This is a genomic window from Desulfobulbaceae bacterium DB1, assembly GCA_001914235.1.
GTDB lineage: Bacteria > Desulfobacterota > Desulfobulbia > Desulfobulbales > SURF-16 > DB1.
In genome coordinates, this window is the sequence record MQUF01000001.1 from 12818 (window position 1) to 30856 (window position 18039).

At 51.3% G+C, this 18039-nt stretch carries 11 protein-coding genes and 2 pseudogenes; 11 read left to right on the forward strand and 2 right to left on the reverse strand.

All coding sequences use genetic code 11. The annotated features are described in order from the left end of the window. Positions 1-7 precede the first annotated feature (7 nt). The 3 genes and pseudogenes from BM485_00060 to BM485_00070 all read left to right on the forward strand — a co-directional run bounded on the left by BM485_00060 (position 8) and on the right by BM485_00070 (position 2201). A complete protein-coding gene (locus BM485_00060) occupies positions 8-856 on the forward strand; it encodes a phage antirepressor protein (protein OKY76952.1) in 849 nt (282 codons plus the stop codon). 8 nt (positions 857-864) lie between these two features. Further along, positions 865-1257 carry a four helix bundle protein gene (locus BM485_00065; GenBank protein OKY77063.1) on the forward strand — a complete coding sequence of 131 codons (393 nt, stop codon included), beginning with the start codon at positions 865-867 and terminating at the stop codon, positions 1255-1257. 65 nt (positions 1258-1322) lie between these two features. After that, positions 1323-2201 (forward strand): annotated as a pseudogene (locus BM485_00070) (site-specific DNA-methyltransferase). 665 nt (positions 2202-2866) lie between these two features. On the opposite strand, the gene BM485_00075 reads toward BM485_00070, so the two are convergent. Continuing rightward, positions 2867-4243, reverse strand: a complete 1377-nt coding sequence (locus tag BM485_00075) for a transposase (protein OKY76953.1) — start codon at positions 4241-4243, stop codon at positions 2867-2869. Between the two features lie 240 nt (positions 4244-4483). Here BM485_00075 and BM485_00080 point away from each other — a divergent pair. The 8 genes and pseudogenes from BM485_00080 to BM485_00115 all read left to right on the forward strand — a co-directional run bounded on the left by BM485_00080 (position 4484) and on the right by BM485_00115 (position 16644). Continuing rightward, positions 4484-6091, forward strand: a pseudogene (locus BM485_00080) (site-specific DNA-methyltransferase). 11 nt (positions 6092-6102) lie between these two features. Further along, positions 6103-8160 (forward strand): ATP-dependent endonuclease, encoded by a 2058-nt coding sequence (locus tag BM485_00085; GenBank protein OKY76954.1) that lies wholly within the window; start codon positions 6103-6105, stop codon positions 8158-8160. Further along, positions 8153-9898: a DNA helicase II gene (locus BM485_00090; protein OKY76955.1), complete on the forward strand. Its 1746-nt coding sequence runs from the start codon at positions 8153-8155 to the stop codon at positions 9896-9898. Before BM485_00085 ends, BM485_00090 begins: the two co-directional genes overlap by 8 nt. Positions 9899-10036: 138 nt before the next feature. Then, positions 10037-10267, forward strand: coding sequence for a hypothetical protein (locus tag BM485_00095; GenBank protein OKY76956.1), 231 nt, complete (start codon positions 10037-10039; stop codon positions 10265-10267). Positions 10268-10349: 82 nt separating this feature from the next. Further along, a complete protein-coding gene (locus BM485_00100) occupies positions 10350-13007 on the forward strand; it encodes a DNA repair protein (protein ID OKY76957.1) in 2658 nt (885 codons plus the stop codon). A gap of 37 nt (positions 13008-13044) precedes the next feature. Further along, entirely contained in the window at positions 13045-14286 is a 1242-nt protein-coding gene (locus BM485_00105) for a transcriptional regulator (GenBank protein OKY76958.1), read from the forward strand. A 3-nt stretch (positions 14287-14289) separates the two neighbouring features. After that, complete coding sequence (locus tag BM485_00110; GenBank protein OKY76959.1) at positions 14290-16353, forward strand: DNA helicase; 2064 nt, start codon at positions 14290-14292, stop codon at positions 16351-16353. Between the two features lie 42 nt (positions 16354-16395). After that, the gene (locus tag BM485_00115) at positions 16396-16644 is read left to right on the forward strand and encodes a hypothetical protein (protein ID OKY76960.1); all 249 of its coding nucleotides are present in this window, start codon (positions 16396-16398) and stop codon (positions 16642-16644) included. Here BM485_00115 and BM485_00120 read toward each other — a convergent pair. Beyond that, positions 16605-17612, reverse strand: a complete 1008-nt coding sequence (locus BM485_00120; protein OKY76961.1) for a hypothetical protein — start codon at positions 17610-17612, stop codon at positions 16605-16607. The genes BM485_00115 and BM485_00120 overlap by 40 nt on opposite strands. Between the last annotated feature and the right edge of the window lie 427 nt (positions 17613-18039).

The window sequence follows — 18039 nt, forward strand, 5'->3', positions numbered from 1 at the left end:
GGAATTCATGAGTAATATCAAAATATTTGAATCTAAAAAAATTCGATCCGTTTGGAATGAGACGGAGCAGCTGTGGTATTTTTCCGTTATTGATGTGGTTGCGGTGTTAACCGACAGCCCGAATCCAAGAGACTATTGGTACCGTATCAAGCAACGGGAGAAGATCAGCGGCCTTGAACTGTCGACAATTTGTCGACAGTTCAAGCTCGAAGCACCGGATGGCAAGTTGCGTGAAACCGACTGCTCCCATGCTGAAGGGCTGCTGCGCATTATCCAGTCCATCCCCTCCCCCAAGGCCGAACCCTTCAAGCGCTGGCTGGCCCGAGTCGGCTATGAGCGGCTGGAGGAAATCGAAAACCCGGAGCTGGCCGCCAAACGCATGCGGGAGCTGTACAAGGCCAAGGGGTACAGCGACGAATGGATTGAAAAACGGGTGCGCGGTATCGCCATCCGGGACGAACTGACCAACGAGTGGCAGAAGCGAGGGGTGAAGGAGCAAAGAGAATACGCCATTCTCACCGCCGAGATCAGCCGCGCCACCTTCGGCATGACGCCTGCGGAGTACAAGGCCTTCAAGAGTCTGGAAAAACCAGCGGATAATCTGCGTGACCACATGACAGATCTGGAGCTGATTTTCACCATGCTGGGCGAGGCCTCCACCACCGAGATCGCCCGCAACAAGGATGCCCAGGGCTACGGCGAGAATCGGGGCGCGGCCATCGAAGGGGGTACGGTTGCCGGCAATGCCCGCCGGGATTTGGAGAAGAAGTCGGGACGGCGGGTATCGAGCCGGGATAATTTCAAGGAGATTCCTGAAGCGGTTAAGAGGAAGAAAATTGGAAAGAGTAAAGAGTGAAGAGTGAAATGCCAGAGCCGAGGAGAGACTTGCCGGAAAGGACATTTACTTTTGCCACGCAGGTGGTCAGGTTGTGCCAGATAATGGATCAGACACCGGGGGTCAGCAGAACCCTTGCCAATCAATTGCTACGCTCCGGCACTTCAATTGGCGCAAATGTGGAAGAAGGGCAAGGCAGTCAGAGCCGGGCCGATTTTGTCTCCAAATATTCCATTGCCTGCAAAGAGGCGCGTGAAGCTCATTACTGGTTACGGTTATTGGCTGCCACAAGAATTTTTCCTGTTGAACAGTTGTCTGATTTGATTAATGAAGCCGGTCAGTTGGTTGCCATTCTGACTTCGATTGTGAAAAAATGTCGATTAAATAATGAGAAAGGAGAGAGAAAAAAGAGTGAAGTGTGAAGAGTAACAGGTAAAAATAATCTTCTTTTCACTCTTCCCACTTTACTCTTCACTCTTTGACAGCCATGGCAAAATTACCAAACAAACTCACCGTCGAGTCGATCAAGCACGACGAGGCGACTCGGAAGAACATCCCCACGGCCGAGCATCAGTCGATCATGCACGAGGCGGAAAAAAGCTCGGTGCGGGTGGCCTATGAACGGCGCAACCGCGATCTGGACCCGCAGCTGGTCTGGCGCGGCAAGGACGAGCAGGACTGGTCCGATCTGGTGGTTCAGGCCCCGCCCCTCTATATCCAGGAAAAGGTTCATCCCAAGGTCTTGATCGACGATCTGCTGCGGCAGACCAGGGAGCAGGAGGAAAGCGGCAAGGCCCGGCAGCTTGATCTCTTTGCCGATTTCAACGGCCTGCCCAGCGAGAGCGCCAGGACAGAATTTTACCAGCACGACGCCCACTGGGCCAACCGCATGATCCTGGGCGACAGCCTGCAGGTCATGGCCAGCCTGGCCGAACGTGAGGGACTGCGCGGCAAGGTGCAGTGCATCTACCTTGATCCGCCTTACGGCATCAAGTTCAACTCCAACTTCCAGTGGTCCACCACCAGCCGCGACGTCAAGGACGGCAATGCCGGCCACATCACCCGCGAGCCGGAGCAGGTCAAGGCCTTCCGGGATACCTGGCGGGACGGGATTCACTCCTATCTGACCTATCTGCGGGACCGACTGACCGTGGCCCGGGATTTATTGACTGACTCCGGGTCGATCTTTGTGCAGATTGGGGATGAGAACTTGCATTTGGTAAAAGCGCTTCTTGAGGAAGTATTCGGTGCGTCGAATTATGTAAATACGATCGCGGTCAAGAAGAAAGGCTCTACGCTCGTCACCGAAAGTATGTTTGATTTCATAGTCTGGTTTTCGCGGAATAGTGATTCGCTGAAAGTTCGTCGTCCTGTGGAGTACCGGAAATCACCAGAAGAGGATAGTAAGTTTAACACTCTTATGTCCTCAGATGGGGAGTTGTTCCGTGTAACTGGTGTCAAGCCTCAAGAAATCGAAAGGCGATTGAACAAGGGGTGGGGTTGGGCTAGGGTTAACTATCCAATAGTTAGTCAGCATCTTCATGAGACACGAAGCGTGGACTACCTGTACAGGGATAACCTCAAGAAGTGCGGAAAGAACAGACAGTGGAGCTTTGATAATCCGGCAGGCATACGACGACTAGAACGATCTGGGCGTCTATTTGATGCTGGGGGAGACTCTCTTGCCGGGGTGGTTAGGCACGACGATAGACCTGCCGTGGTGGTTGGGAACCTTTGGGATGACGTGAAGGGCGAGGAAAACCCAATTTATGTAGTCCAAACTGCATGGCGGGTAGTGCAGCGGTCAGCCATTCCCGTTATGGGCATCGCTACCCTTTTGGATGATAAAATTTCGCGACGTTTGTGTAAAAAGAGCCATGATGAGTCGCCGTTTTTCGATGATCGGTTCAGTTTAGCCGTTTTATGCTGATTTCCGGCCATTTTTTTTAGTTTTTGGACGTACCAGTCCAGCCGCCTTGCCAACCATGGCTTGACACGGCCCGCTCCTTGACAATCTACTGCTATCCGTCGTTACGTTGCGCATGCCTCTTTCAATTCTCTCCGCTCGAATCCATGGGCTATGGACCGCAGGATGGTCTCCATGGAATCAACCCGGTAGTTGTGGAAAAAACCGCGGACAGTCTCCCACAGGTATCTTTTTGATTCCGCCTTGGCCCATGCCTCCTGGAAGAGCCAGCAACTCATCTGCTGAATCTGGTCGAGCAGGAAGGCCAGCATCATCAGGATGGCGAAAACAGCGCTGAGATTCTTTTCGCCAAGGCCATAGTTGTGACCGAGATTATAACCCTGGTTTTTCAAGGTATTAAAGGTCTCATTTTCGATTTTCCAGCGGGCTCGGCCGCCACGCATGATAGCAACAACATTTTCCCTGGTGATGGGAAGATCGGTTACCCAGCTGAATTTGGTGGTTTTGCCATGTTTATCAACCTGCCAATATTCCAGGAAATTGACCAGCAGATCCTGGTTTGACTGGTTGAGCGGTGCCTGATTGATGAAGCGGAAATAATGGATCTTTTCTGGTTCATCCGGATCTGTGTATTGAAATTCCGTCGCCTTGCCCAGCTCAACCGCTTCGTCCATGCGGTTGAAGAGAAACTGATGATCGCCCGGTTTGGCGCCCAGAATGTAACGCAGATCAAGCCGTGTCAGGTCCCGGATATGCGGGCCATTACTGCTCAGCCCGTCTTCCACCACGATCACCTTCAGGTGCGGATGCTCCCGGCGAAATTCTTCGAAGAATCGACCAGCGGCATTTCGCTCGCTGTCGTTCTTCTTTGCTCCGTCCTTTCTGGTGATCATTTCCGGAAAGACGGGAATGACCTCCCTGTGGTCCGGGTGCACAAAGGCGGCGGCAAACATCTGCTGGTAATACAGGATGCTGCCGTTATTGTTTTTCTTGCCCATGCAGTAATCGGATGACACCTTCTCCGAGGAGTAGAAGCCGGTGCCGTCACCGCTGAGCAGGTAATGGCCATCCAGAAAGGCCATCTTTTCAAAATCCTTGCCGCGTTGCAGCTGCCGGAACGCGCTGCGAAAAGGGGCACGCAGCGAGGAGAGATCCAGTGGGTCGAGAATGTCTCTCATCTGGCTGTCGCAGGGAATATCGGCAATGCCCCAGATGGTATGGAGATTTTCCGGCTCTTCGCGCCGCCGCTTGTCAAAGGCAAGCAGAGAGGGATCTTTCAGCTGGAACATGGCAAGAGCTGACATCAAGGCATCACCAAGTGATATTTTTGCATTGCCGGCACGATGGTCGGGGATTTTCTGAAAATCCTCGCGCATCAGTTGGATCAGGGCGTCGGCATTAAGATGTTTTCTCACGGTTCTTTTGGATTTGGCGGCCAGTTTTCTGACGGCTTCGATACGGTAAATTTTGCGCGGCTTCATGGCGATCTCCTATGTAATTTATTGATATCACATAGAAAAATCGCGACCACCCCTTCAGTGGGTTGTCAATAACAAAATGCGCCGTAGTTTAAAAAATTTCTTTGTTATTTTAAATAGTTATACATGCATACCCCGCCGCCAATGTCAGAAAAGACACCTGTCGGCACCAAAAATGTTTACGAAGGTCTATTTTAGAAATAATCATAAAATCAGATAGTTACATGGCGATCGGGAATTGCTGTGCAGCGGTGCATCTTGATGGTAACCGACCCTGGCGATCTCATTCTCGACCCAACTTGTGGTTCTGCTACCACCGCCTACGTGGCCGAACAGTGGGGCCGCCGCTGGATCACCATCGACACCTCCCGGGTCGCTCTGGCCCTGGCCCGAGCCAGGATCATGGGGGCACGGTATTCCTATTATCTGCTGGCCGATTCCAGGGACGGGCAGGTAAAGGAAGCGGAAATCACCCGCACTGCGCCATCGAGCCGGCCCAGTCGGGGCGATATCCGCCAGGGCTTTGTCTATGAACGGGTGCCGCACATCACCTTGAAATCCATCGCCAACAACAGCGAAATTGACGTCATCTGGGAAAAATTCCAGGAAAAACTTGAACCGTTACGCCTGCGGCTGAATAGTGAAGTGGGAAGAGTGAAGGGTGAAAAAGTGAAGGGTGAAAAAGTGAAGGGGCCTTGGGAAGAATGGGAAATCCCCCGCGAAGCTGACGCAACATGGCCGGAGGCCGCAAAAAAACTCCATGCCGACTGGTGGCGGCAACGCATCGCCCGGCAACAGGAAATTGACGCCTCCATTGCCGCCAAGGCCGAGTTTGAATACCTCTACGACAAACCCTATGAGGACAGGAAAAAGGTGCGGGTGGCGGGTCCCTTTACCGTGGAGAGCCTGTCGCCGCACCGGGTGCTGGCCGTCGGCGCTGATGACGAGTTGCTCGACACCACGATGGAGCCCAAAGGGAGCTACGGCGAGGAGCGGGATTTTACCGCCATGATCCTGGAAAACCTGAAAACCGCAGGAGTCCAGCAGGCCCATAAGGAAGACAAGATCGCCTTCACCTCGCTGACCCCCTGGCCCGGCGATCTGGTCTGCGCCGAAGGACGATACGAGGAGAAGAGTGAAGTGGGAAGAGAGAAGAGTGAAAAAAAAGAGGGTGGATCTGCCGACTTTCATTCTTCACCCTTCACTCTTCAAACTTCAGAAAAGCGCGCAGCGATTTTCGTCGGCCCCGAGTTCGGCACCGTCTCCCGTCCCGATCTGGTGCAGGCGGCCCGCGAGGCCGGTGATGCCGGGTTTGATGTGCTCATCGCCTGCGCCTTCAACTACGATGCCCACTCCTCCGAGTTCGACAAACTCGGCCGCATCCCGGTGCTGAAAGCCCGGATGAACGCCGACCTGCACATGGCCGATGACCTTAAGAACACCGGCAAGGGCAATCTCTTCGTCATCTTCGGCGAACCGGATATCGATATCATCAAGGCAACAGATGACCAGATCCAGGTCAAGGTCAACGGCGTGGACGTCTTTGACCCCAACTCCGGCGAGGTCAGGAGCGATTCCGCCGAAGGCATTGCCTGCTGGTTCATCGACACCGACTACAACGAAGAAAGCTTTTTTGTCCGCCACGCCTACTTCCTGGGGGCCAACGATCCCTACAAGTCCCTCAAGACAACATTGAAAGCCGAAATCAACGAAGAGGCCTGGGCAACTCTAAATAGCGACACCTCCCGCCCCTTCGACAAACCCAAAACCGGGCGAATTGCGGTGAAGGTAATCAACCACCTCGGCGATGAAGTGATGAAGGTGTTTCGAGTAAATGATGTTAGCAATTAAGGACGGACCTCATGTTTATTAGTAAGATCAGAGTACGAAACTTTAGGCTATTGCTCGATGTTGAATTAGTTTTGGAAAAAGAAACAACCCTTGTTGTGGGACGGAATAATAGTGGTAAAACCTCCCTGTCAGAGGTGATTCGCAGGTTCCTGATTGATCAAAGCCCGAAATTTCAGATCGAGGATTTCTCAAACGCTTCCTATGACAATTTTTGCGCAGCTTTAAGTGCCCATAATGAAGGGGCAGAAGAAGATGTTGTCAGGGAACTTCTGCCAAGCATAGAGTTGAGGATATATTTTAAGTATGATCCCGCTCAACCAGATTTTGGCCACCTCAGTGATTTTATCATCGACCTCGATCCCGACAGCAATGAAGCATTAGCAGTCTCCCGGTATGAATTAAAGGATGGTGGTATCGGCCCGTTATTTGAGGGGTTGCCGACGGAGGCGCTGTCTGACGAAACTCGCTTAAGTTTTTTTCGTGTTCTGCGAGAACGGATCCCAGCGTTATTTATTCTGAGGGTATGGGCTGAAGATCCTCGGGATTCCTCCAACCGAAAACAGCTATCGCAATCTTCGCTACGCTCTCTCCTCCAAACTGATCTCATCAATGCACAGCGAGGACTTGATGACAACACATCTAAAGAAAAAGACGTTTTAGCGAAAATACTTGAAGGTCTTTTTACTTCAGCAACGTCTCCAACTGCTGATGAAAATGATCAACTTATCGCGAAGGCATTACAGGAGGCAGTTCTTGAAATACAAGAAAAAGTAGATATTGATTTCAACACTAAACTAAAAGGCCTCATGCCTACTTTGGCCACTTTTGGGTATCCCGGTCTTGGGGGTCATGATATAGAAACGGAAACTACATTAGATGTCAAACGGCTACTCTCAAACCATACTAAAGTCAGATATGCCGGGCAATATGGAGTTCATCTTCCGGAATCATATAACGGGCTAGGAATAAGAAACCTCGTATTTATCCTTCTCCAAATCGTCAGTTTTTATAGAAAATTCAGAGCTGAGACTAGCGCATCCGGCGTAAATCTGATCTTTATCGAAGAACCTGAGGCGCATCTACATCCTCAGATGCAGGAAGTTTTTATACGTCAACTTTCCAAGATAACGCGGCAGCTTAATGCTCAAGAGGGCATAGAGCTTCCCTGGCCTATTCAATTTGTTGTGTCAACCCATTCATCACATATTGCCAATGCGGCTGGTTTTGAAGCTATCAGATATTTCTTGCCACATCTTCCCACCGGAGCATCCGTAGTAAGGCAAACTATAATTAAAGATCTCCGTGAGGGGTTGAAAGAGGCCCCTGGAGATCACAAGAAGTTTCTCCATCAGTATTTGACTCTCACACGCTGTGATCTTTTTTTCGCTGATAAGGCTGTGCTTATAGAAGGGACTAGTGAACGACTTCTATTGCCTGTGATAATAGATAAAATGGAAACAGGGACTCCAGAAACTCCCAAGTTGTCAAGCCAGTACTTGACAATCATGGAAGTTGGCGGGGCCTATGCCCACATATTTTTTGATCTATTGGAATTCCTTGAATTACGGAGTCTTATAATCACCGACATCGACGCGGTGATAGCCGCAGGAGGTAGCGCTTGTCCAGTTCATGAAGGAACTGCCTCAAGCAACGCTTGTCTTAACTCTTGGTTTTCTGGAGGAGATTGTTCGCTGAGCTCCTTAGTATCAAAAGATAGCCAAGAAAAAATTAAAGGACTAAAGCGTATTGCTTACCAGGTGCCGGAAACAGAAGGTGACCCTTGTGGTAGGTCCTTCGAAGATGCTTTTATCTTAGCAAACTTAGAGAAATTTGAAATTACAGACGGGGCATCCAACGACAAAGCCCAAAAAGCCTATGCAATGGCCTCAAAGATTAAGAAATCTCAATTTGCGCTCAAACACGCTATAGATGACAAAAACTGGAATCCACCTCGTTATATCCTCGACGGTCTGAAATGGCTCGCAGCTGGGGTAACACAAACTGTTGAAACTGAATTGGGAGTGGTGGCTACAGATCCTGAATCGATAGAAGGTGGACAAGATGCCTGAGCCAACTCCTCTATTGAATCCTGCTGAGGAAGCCAGTGAACAAGCTCTCTCTGAGGTATATGGCTGCCTTGAACGTGGCGAGAGCTTTCTGCTTGAAGCTGGTGCTGGAGCCGGGAAAACGTACACACTTGTTAAGGCACTGCAATATCTTATAAAACGGGATCAACACAAACTCCCAAATCGTAACCAAAAGATCGCATGTATCACGTTCACTAATGTCGCGAAAGATGAGATTAAAGCGAGAACAGACAGTAGCCCCCTCATCTTTTGCGACACAATACATGCATTTTGCTGGTCGTTAATCAGCGGGTTCCAGCGCTCAATGCGAGATGCTTTGGCACAACTTAGTCAATGGCAAGACAGACTAGCTGAAGTTGGTGATTTAGGTGATCGAGTAATTGAATACACTTTAGGTCACCGTAGCATTCGGGATGATCGTGTTTCTATCCATCACGACGATGTTCTGAGTTTAACTATTTCCCTGATGTCAAACCAGAAATTTAGACTTATTGTCACCTCTAAATATCCCATAATTTTGATTGACGAATATCAGGATACTAACGCGGGTTGGATTGAATCGATAAAAATCCATTTTCTAGGGCAAGCTAGCTCCCCACAATTCGGATTCTTCGGAGATCATTGGCAGAAAATCTATGGTGATGGCTGCGGAAAGATCGAGCACGATAGCTTAACTGTTATTGGCAAGCAAGCCAACTTCCGGTCTGTGGGTGCTGTCGTTGATTGTCTTAATCGAATGAGGCCGGCTTTGCCCCAGTTTGTCGTGGACCCTGGCGATCTGGGTAGTGTTCGTATCTTCCATACAAATAACTGGCCAGGGGCGCGGAAGACCCAAAATCACTGGCAAGGAGATTTGCCTGATGATGCGGCCGATCTTGCATTTAATATGGTTTTAGATCGTCTCTCTCACGATGATTGGGACCTGTCGTCCGGAAAGAGTAAGATTTTGATGCTAACACATCGTGTGCTCGCAGCCAAACAAGGGTATAGCAGCATTCCTCCCGTCTTCGCTTTTAATGAATCATTTACGAAGAAAGAACATCCTCATATTGCTTTTTTTGCAGATAGCCTTGAGCCCGCTTGTGCCGCATATAGTGAAAGAAAATATGGGGAAATGTTTAACATATTGGGTGGGAACGTTCCTGTAATTAAGGGCCATGCTGACAAGGGAAAATGGTCAGCCGCCATGGATCGTCTCATGGCGATTAGAAACATCGGGACGGTTGCCGAAGTAATCGATCATTTACGCCAAACTAGACGGCCAAGACTTCCTGATAATGTTGAAAGACTAGAACGAGAGTTATCTCAGTTCGATCCGGGGACTGGCGAAGAAATACCCCGTGCTTTGCGAGAACTAGAGGCGTTAAGAGGAGTTTCATATCAGGAAATCATTGCGTTAACACATTACCTTTCTGGTCATTCCCCGTTCCAAACGAAACATGGTGTCAAGGGAGCTGAATTCGAAAATGTTTTGGTTATCGTAGGCAGGGGATGGAATCAATATAATTTCAATGAAATGTTTGAATTTGCTGGAGATGTTGCACACATTCCCGCCAGTAAGATTTTAGCGTATGAACGTAATCGGAATCTTTTTTACGTTGCTTGTTCCCGACCGAAAAAACGGCTAGCCATTCTTTTTACTCAAAAACTTTCAAGCGCTGCTCTTCAAACTGTCGGTAATTGGTTCGGGGACAGCACTATCGAGACTTTAGACATCTAAAAGTGATCCCGTTATGAACTTTAGCATCGCCGACACCTTTACCGATAGCCTGGCCAAACTCACCGGCGAAGAGCAGAAAGCCGGGCAAGCCACAGTGGTTGATCTGCAACTGTGCGATTCAAGGACTAATACCACGCCATGACCGATCCCAAACAATTCCTGATCTACCAAAGCGAAGACGGCGCTACCCGCATCGACGTGATGCTGGAGGCGGAAACCCTGTGGCTGAGCCAGAAGCAATTGACCGAGCTGTTCGGTAAGGCCAAGGGCACCATCAGTGAGCACATCAAGCACATCTTTGAAGATGGCGAACTGACTCCAGCGGCAACTGTTTGGTTATTCCGAACAGTTCAATGCGGATTGCTGTGAAGGTAATCAATCATCTTGGGGATGAGGTGATGAAGGTGTTTCGTGTTATGATGGGAAAAATCACTGAATCGGGGGGATTGTTATGACCGAACAATACACAAAAGCCAGATTTTGGAAATGCGCCCTGCAAGTCAACCCGGCGGGTTATATAACCTTGCGTGGTAGCGACCACGGCCTGACGGAAGATCAGTACAATCAAGAACTGCTGCGTATCGCAAAGGATAACGAGATCAAGGTGATTGGTTGGGCAGATCACGGCAATGTCGATGGTGTGGATGCTATTCGCACGGTCATGAATGCCAACGGCATTCTGGTATTTCCGGGTTTTGAGATTTGTTCCACCGAGAAAACGCATTTTGTGTGTCTGTTCTCGGAAGACACCTCAAGAGACCAACTTAATCGCTATCTTGGCGCATTAGGTTTGACTGATCCTGATAACGGTGTTTGGCCGTCCAATCTTGGGGGGAATGATCTCCTTGCTAAAGTTGAGGAGCTAGGCGGTTTCGTTTATGCCGCTCATTGTACCAATGAAAGCGGGATCTTGCGCCAGAAACTCGTTCATGTCTGGCAAAATCCATTGCTCAAGGCCGCACAGATTCCTGGGGCGCTTGACGACCTAAAAAATGGCGAAAGCAATGGCTATCGTAAAATATTGATAAACGTAGATAGCAACTATCAGCGTGAAAATCAGGTTGCTATTATCAATGCCAAGGACGTGGCAAAACCCGAAGACTTGGCCGACCAGAAAGCGTCGTGCCTGATCAAAATGACCCGGCCATGCTTCGAGTCATTCAAGCTGGCGTTTCAAGACCCGGAGTCCCGGGTACGGTTGAACAGCGATGTTTCCGAAAAGTATTACTCGCGTATCGAGAGCCTGAAGGTCACGGGTGGCTATCTGGATGAGGTTCAAATTGAATTCTCCGAACATTTGAATTCGGTCATTGGCGGGCGCGGGACCGGGAAATCCACGCTGCTTGAGTGCATCCGCTATGCCTTGCAACTGAAACCCATTGGCAAAAACGCACAAAAGCAACACGACGAAATCATCAAAGAGAATCTGGGTAAATCCAAAGCGCGAGTAGAGATCGTGATTCGTTCCGCTCGAATGAATGGCAAGCGTTTTACTGTTGCCAGACGCTATGGCGAAAGTGTCAGTCTGAAAGATGAGAGCGGCAATCCGTCTTCATTTACGCCTGCGGATTTGCTGCCCGAAATTGAAATCTACGGGCAGAATGAGATTTACGAAATCGCCCAGGACAAGGCCAGCCAGCGCCAATTGCTGACCCGGTTCGTGGATGCTGGAAAACATGATGGCGAGAGGCGAATCCAGGAAACACTGGGCAAACTGGCGGAGAACAGAAAAAAGTTGATCGAGGCGCAAGGGAATGTGGCATTGATTGAAGACGAGGTCGCGCGTCTGCCAAAATTGGAAGAACAGTTAGGGCAATTCAAATCGTTGGGATTGGAAGAAAAACTGAAAATTGTGCCATTGCTTGAGACGGAAAAGCGCTTACAGAAAAGGGGAGTAGAGGAAGAAGGCGGAAATCTCGATAAAGCCTTTCAAGCCGTGCGCGACAATCTGCCGGACACCGTATTCCTGAGCGATTCCGCCATCGGCCATCTCCCCCATGCCGAAAGCCTGCGTAAGTTGCGTGCGGCTTTGGATGATCTTCGTGGTGATGCCGAAGCCCTGCTGAGCCAATGGCAAGAGAAGTATGTCGCGGCCAAGGCCCGAATTGCTGCCATTGCTGAGGAACTGAATGCGGGTATACAACAGGAAGAGGCTGCACTGGAAAAAACTTTCAAGGAACTTCCCGCTTTCGAAGGCAAAACCGGCAAGGAAATTGGTATCGAATTTCAGGGTCTGTTGCGAGAGATTGAGAGGATAAGACCAAGGCAAACGCTTATTGAGAATCGCAGGAAAGTAGTAACCGAGTTCAACCGGCAACGCCAAGCGATTCTTGATGAGCTGTCATCCATCCGGGCGGAACGTTCCTCTTTATTTGAACGTTCACTGAAAAGCCTGAACAAGCGGCTTTCCGGAAAACTCAAATTGACCGTCAAACCCGAAGCTGAGCGCACTCCGGTCATTCGATTCCTCCTGGATTGCAGGCTGGAGAGCGTAGCGGAGGGACGGCTTGCCTGGATACGGGAGGCGGATGATTTCTCGCCTGTAAAATTGGCTGAACTGATACGCCGTGGCGCCGATGCGCTCAGGGATAGCGGCTGGAGTATCACCCCCACCGTCGCCGAAGCCCTGGCGCGCCTGACCACCGAACAAGTTCTCCGACTTGAAGAACTGGAATTGCCCGATTTGATCGACATTGAATTGAATACCGCTCATGAGGGACGGGAAAACTTCAAGCCCCTGGATAAACTGTCAACCGGGCAACAATGCACGGCTATTTTGCATTTGTTGCTTCTCCAGAATCTTGATCCGCTGCTGATGGATCAACCCGAAGATAATCTTGATAATGCCTTTATTGCTGATCGCATTGTGGCTGAGTTAAGGTCAGCGAAAATAGCCCGCCAGTTCATTTTCGCAACCCACAACGCCAACATACCGGTGTTCGGGGATGCCGAGTGGATCGGCGTTTTTGAGGCCCGGGATGGACAAGCCTATATGCCTTCTGAATCGCAAGGCGCCATTGATGTGACGCAAGTTCGTGATAAAGCCGCCGATATTCTTGAAGGTGGAAAAACGGCTTTTAACCAACGGAAAGCTAAGTATGGCTTTTAAAGGCCTGTTATTTTTGAACAGGCACTAAGGTGAATATATGTTGAAAACTGAATTATTGGAGATTCTTGCCAACGGAGAGAATTCAGGTGTGGAATTCAAAAGAGACGATATTCGGCCTGAGCAGTTGGCAAAAGAAATAGTCGCACTGGCAAATTTACAAGGCGGCCGAATTTTTCTCGGCGTCGAGGATGATGGGACGATTTCAGGCATCCAGCAGCATAACACCCAGGAATGGGTTTTGAACATATTTCGTGATAAGGTTTTTCCGCAAATTATCCCCTTTTATGAAGAAATAAAAATTGACGATCAACGTCGCGTCGCAGTTATTACGATTGCCCAGGGTATTTCCAAGCCTTACATGCTGAAACACAATAACCGTGAGGAAATTTATATCCGCATGGGTGATCGTTCTGAGTTGGCCTCCCGTGAACAACAGTTGCGGCTGTTTGAAAGCGGCGGACTTCTTCACGTCGAGGTGCTTCCCGTCACCGGAACAGCCTTGGCTCATTTAGACAGAGACCGGCTGAAGTACTATCTGTCAGCCATCATGAGAGATCCCGATGTCCCTGTAACAGATGCGGAATGGCAAGAGAGATTGCTGGGTCTCGGCTTTATGGCATCAGACGGTATGGGAAACATCGTGTGTTCTATAGCAGGCTTACTCTGTTTCGGTATTCATCCCCGGCAATTTCTTCGGCAGGCAGGCTTGCGAGTCATGGCATTTACAGGAAGAGACAAGGAATACCAGGCGCAGCTTGATGTGGTGATTGATGCCCCGTTTGTTGGCCGTTGGCAAGACGATGGGACAGGGCGAAAACAATTGATTGATGAAGGATTGATAGAAAAATTTGCCGCGGCTATCGAACCCTTTATTTCCCAGGAGGCTTCCCACGTCGACGAACACATGCGACGTGAAAAAAACTGGCTTTATCCTTGGGAAGCCGTTCGTGAAGCAGTGATAAACGCAATCGCTCACAGGGACTGGACAAGATCGGTTGATATCGAGGTAACGAATTATGCAGACCGGCTTGAAGTCATCAGTCCTGGGAAAATGCCGAACTCAATGACTGTCGACAAAATGATCGCCGGCCAGCGGTCACCGCGAAACCCTCTTATTATGGAAATTCTTCGTGATTATGCATACGTCGACTCGCGGGGAATGGGTGTCCGCACTAAGATAATTCCATTGATGAAAAGAGACAACCAGGCAGCCCCGGGGTTTGAGGCAACAGATGATTATCTGAAGACCGTGCTGCCTCGAAAGAAAGTGGACTCATAAACGATGAACTTCCGTATCGCCGATACCTTCACCGACAGCCTTGCCAGACTCACCGGCGACGAGCAGAAGGCGGTCAAGACCACGGCCTTTGACCTGCAATTGAACCCGGCCAGTCCTGGCATGAGTTTTCACAAACTTGACAACGCCAGGGACAAGAATTTCTGGTCGGTACGGGTCAGCAGTGATCTGCGCATGATTGTTCATAAAACCTATGACAGTCTGCTGCTCTGCTATGTCGATCATCATGACAAGGCCTACCAGTGGGCGGAGCGGCGCAAACTGGAAACCCATCCCAGCACCGGGGCGGCCCAGCTGGTGGAGGTCCGGGAGTCGGTGCAGGAGATCATCATCCCCGTTTACGTGGAGGCGGCGGAGCCGAAGCCGCCATTGTTTGCCCACATGTCCGACGATAACCTGCTGCGCTACGGAGTGCCGGCGGACTGGCTGGCGGATGTCCGGCGGGCAGACGAGGATTCGCTTCTGGGTCTGGCCGATCATCTTCCTGCCGAAGCGGCCGAGGCCCTGCTCGACCTGGCTACCGGGGTAACGCGGCAACCGTTTCAACCGGCTGCCGCAGGCGACAGCCCCTTCGACCACCCCGACGCCCGGCGTCGCTTCCGGGTGATGAGCGATGTCGAGGAACTGGAGCGCGCCCTGGATTATCCGTGGGAAAAATGGACCATCTTTCTCCATCCTGCCCAGCGCCAACTGGTGGAGCGCGATTATGGCGGCCCGGTCCGGGTTTCCGGTTCAGCCGGGACCGGCAAGACCATTGTCGCCCTGCATCGGGCCGTATTTCTGGCCCGCGCCAATCCTGCAAGCAGGGTGCTGCTCACCACCTTTTCCGAGCCTCTGGCCAATGCCCTGCGCACGAAACTGTTTCGGCTGATCGGCAATGAACCCCGGTTGGGCGAACGGTTGGATCTCCACTCCATGGATGCCATCGGGCAGCGGCTCTATGGCCTGCACTTCGGCCGGGCGAAGATTGCCGGCCGGAACGTGCTGCGCAATCTGCTGGCCGGGGCATCGGCCGGGGTCGAAGGGCACAAATTCAGCCCGAACTTTCTGCAAACCGAATGGGAGCTGATCGTTGACGCCTGGCAGCTGGAAACGTGGGAGGCATATCGTGATGTGCCTCGACTGGGACGGAAAACCCGTCTGTCGGAACAGCAGCGGCAGTTGCTTTGGACGATATTTGACCAGGTCCGATCACGGTTGCAGTCTGACGGTCTTCTAACCACTGCGGCAATGTTCGGCAAACTGGCGGCCCGGTTGATCGAAATTGCGCGATCTCCGTTTGATTTCTGCGTGGTGGACGAGGCCCAGGATATCAATGTCCCCCAGCTCCGTTTTCTTGCCGCCCTGGCTGGTGGACGGCCCAACAGTTTATTTTTTGCCGGTGACCTGGGGCAGCGGATATTTCAACAGCCGTTTTCCTGGAAGGGGCTCGGGGTCGATATCCGCGGCCGTTCCCGCACCCTGAAGATCAATTATCGCACCTCCCATCAGATCAGGAGGCAGGCAGACCGGTTGCTGGCTCCGGAATTGTCCGATGTGGACGGTATTACCGAAGAACGGCGGGGCACCATTTCAGTGTTCAATGGTCCAGGCCCGATTATCAGGGAGCTGGTGAGCAGAGATGAGGAAGCACGGTTCGTCGGACAATGGTTGCGGGAGAGGATGGCTGAGGGAATCATGCCGCATGAGGTGGGGGTGTTCGTACGTTCGGCCGCGGAACTGGATAGAGCCGGGAGTGCCGTGGCGCACTCGGCTTTTCCCTGCAAAATCATTGATGATACCATTGAAACGACAATGGGGTTCATTTCGGTTTGCACCATGCACCTGGCCAAAGGATTGGAGTTTCGTGCCGTGGTCGTCATGGCCTGCGACGATGAAATCATTCCGCTCCAGGCCCGCATTGAAGCGGTCACCGACAACGCGGATCTGGAAGATGTTTACAATACCGAACGCCATTTGCTCTATGTCGCCTGCACCCGGGCAAGGGATCATCTGCTGGTGACGAGCGGCGATCTGCCATCGGAATTTCTCGATGATCTGCGGATGTGAAGCGGCAGGTGGCAACTGTTGTAATCGGACTTGCTCCACCGAATGATATGTCAAGGGGGGTGGACCAGGCGTCCGCGCTCCTATCACGAGAAACGGCATCGCCTCGAGCGTGTTGCGGGTGAATATCTGCGCCTGCGGGACTATCTGGCGGAAATCGGCGTACCGGCGGTAACACTCGATGCAAGTCTTCCGGCGGCAACGGTTCTTGATGCCGCCTGGCGCGCCATCCGCGATGCCGGCGCGACCCGTTTTCAAGCCAAACCGCGGATGCGCTCCTCCATTTCCGAGTAGTGAAACAGGCGTTCATATTCCACCATGCCGGCCATGGCACGGGACTGGATCCGTGTGCCGGTTTCTTCCAGAATGGCGACCGGGTTAAGGCCGCCGATGACGACAATACCCGTTCTCCCTTCCGGCACGGGAATTTCAAGCAACGGTTGCCCCGGCCAGCCAACCAGCAGAAATCCTCCCAGCCCGGCCTCCTTGAGTTTTTCGATAAGGTCAATGACCCGGTCGCGGCTGTCGGCCGGCACTTCCCGGAAACCGACGCCGATCCGGCCGTTGCCGTTTCTGATCGCCCCGACATAATCGGTCATGCCGCTCCTGATGAAGACCTCCAGCGGGTCGAGGCTCGTGCCGTCATACTTGATGATTTCCACGAACCGCGCCGGTTTTCGGTGGCGCAGTTCAAGGAGGCCGCCGAAACTCGAATGGATCGGAATGCCGTGGCCAAGGAGAATCCCGTTCAAGGTGATGGAGCAAACCGTGCCGAAGCCGATCATGCCCGGTGGAATGGTGATGTCGCCCACCCTCTCGCCGGGGCTGAAAAGCCCCATCATGGCGCCCATTGAGTAGCCGGCTTCATATACCTGGCATATCATTGGCGCAGCTCGGGTCAGGGTCGGCTTGTCGATGAGGCTGATGTTGACGATGACCGTGCCCTTCTTTTGGGCGAGATCAAAGGTCATCCGGTAGGTCAACTGGTCGATTTTCGACTCCAGAAAACCCACTTTGTCAAAAACCCTGGCCTTGCTCAATTCCTTTTTGCCCAACGGGGTGATGATCCGCCCTTTTTTGCCCAGATTTTCCGTCAATCCTTTTTCGTCAAGGGTCTTGAAATAATAGCGGATCGTCCGTTCGCTGACCTCCTGGCCCATGGCCTGGAGGCTTTCCTGTATTTTGTAACTGGACAGCGGTGCTTCCGCTTTTTGCAGAAGACGTAAAATGGTCAGTTCTTTTTTTTCCGTTTTATCGCTCATGAAAAAAATATAAAGGGAAGTGGCCCTGTTTGTAAATGAATAAAAAGGCAAAATTGCCGAAACCGGCGGGGGTCATGGGGCAGACATGCTGTTTTCTTCCTGGGGGAATAGGGTGAAATGGGGGGCTGCTTCACGGTATTTTCTGTTGCCGTTCGTGATGAGCCCCTGTTGGTGTGCGAGATGTTGCGGCAAAATTGCCGAAGACATTTGTTTTTGTGTTTCCGGTATCATTTCGTTGGCCCCCTTCATGTCGCAAATTCAACATTTTAACAGTTGAAAAAAAACAGACTCCGTACTATGTATCACCATTTCGGCAATCATTTGCCGAAATGGTGATACGGAAGAACAGGCATACGACCGGGCAGCGACTTCGGCTGGACAAACCAGCTGCCTGTGCGGGGAAGAGATGATAAGCGGCAAGCAGCTA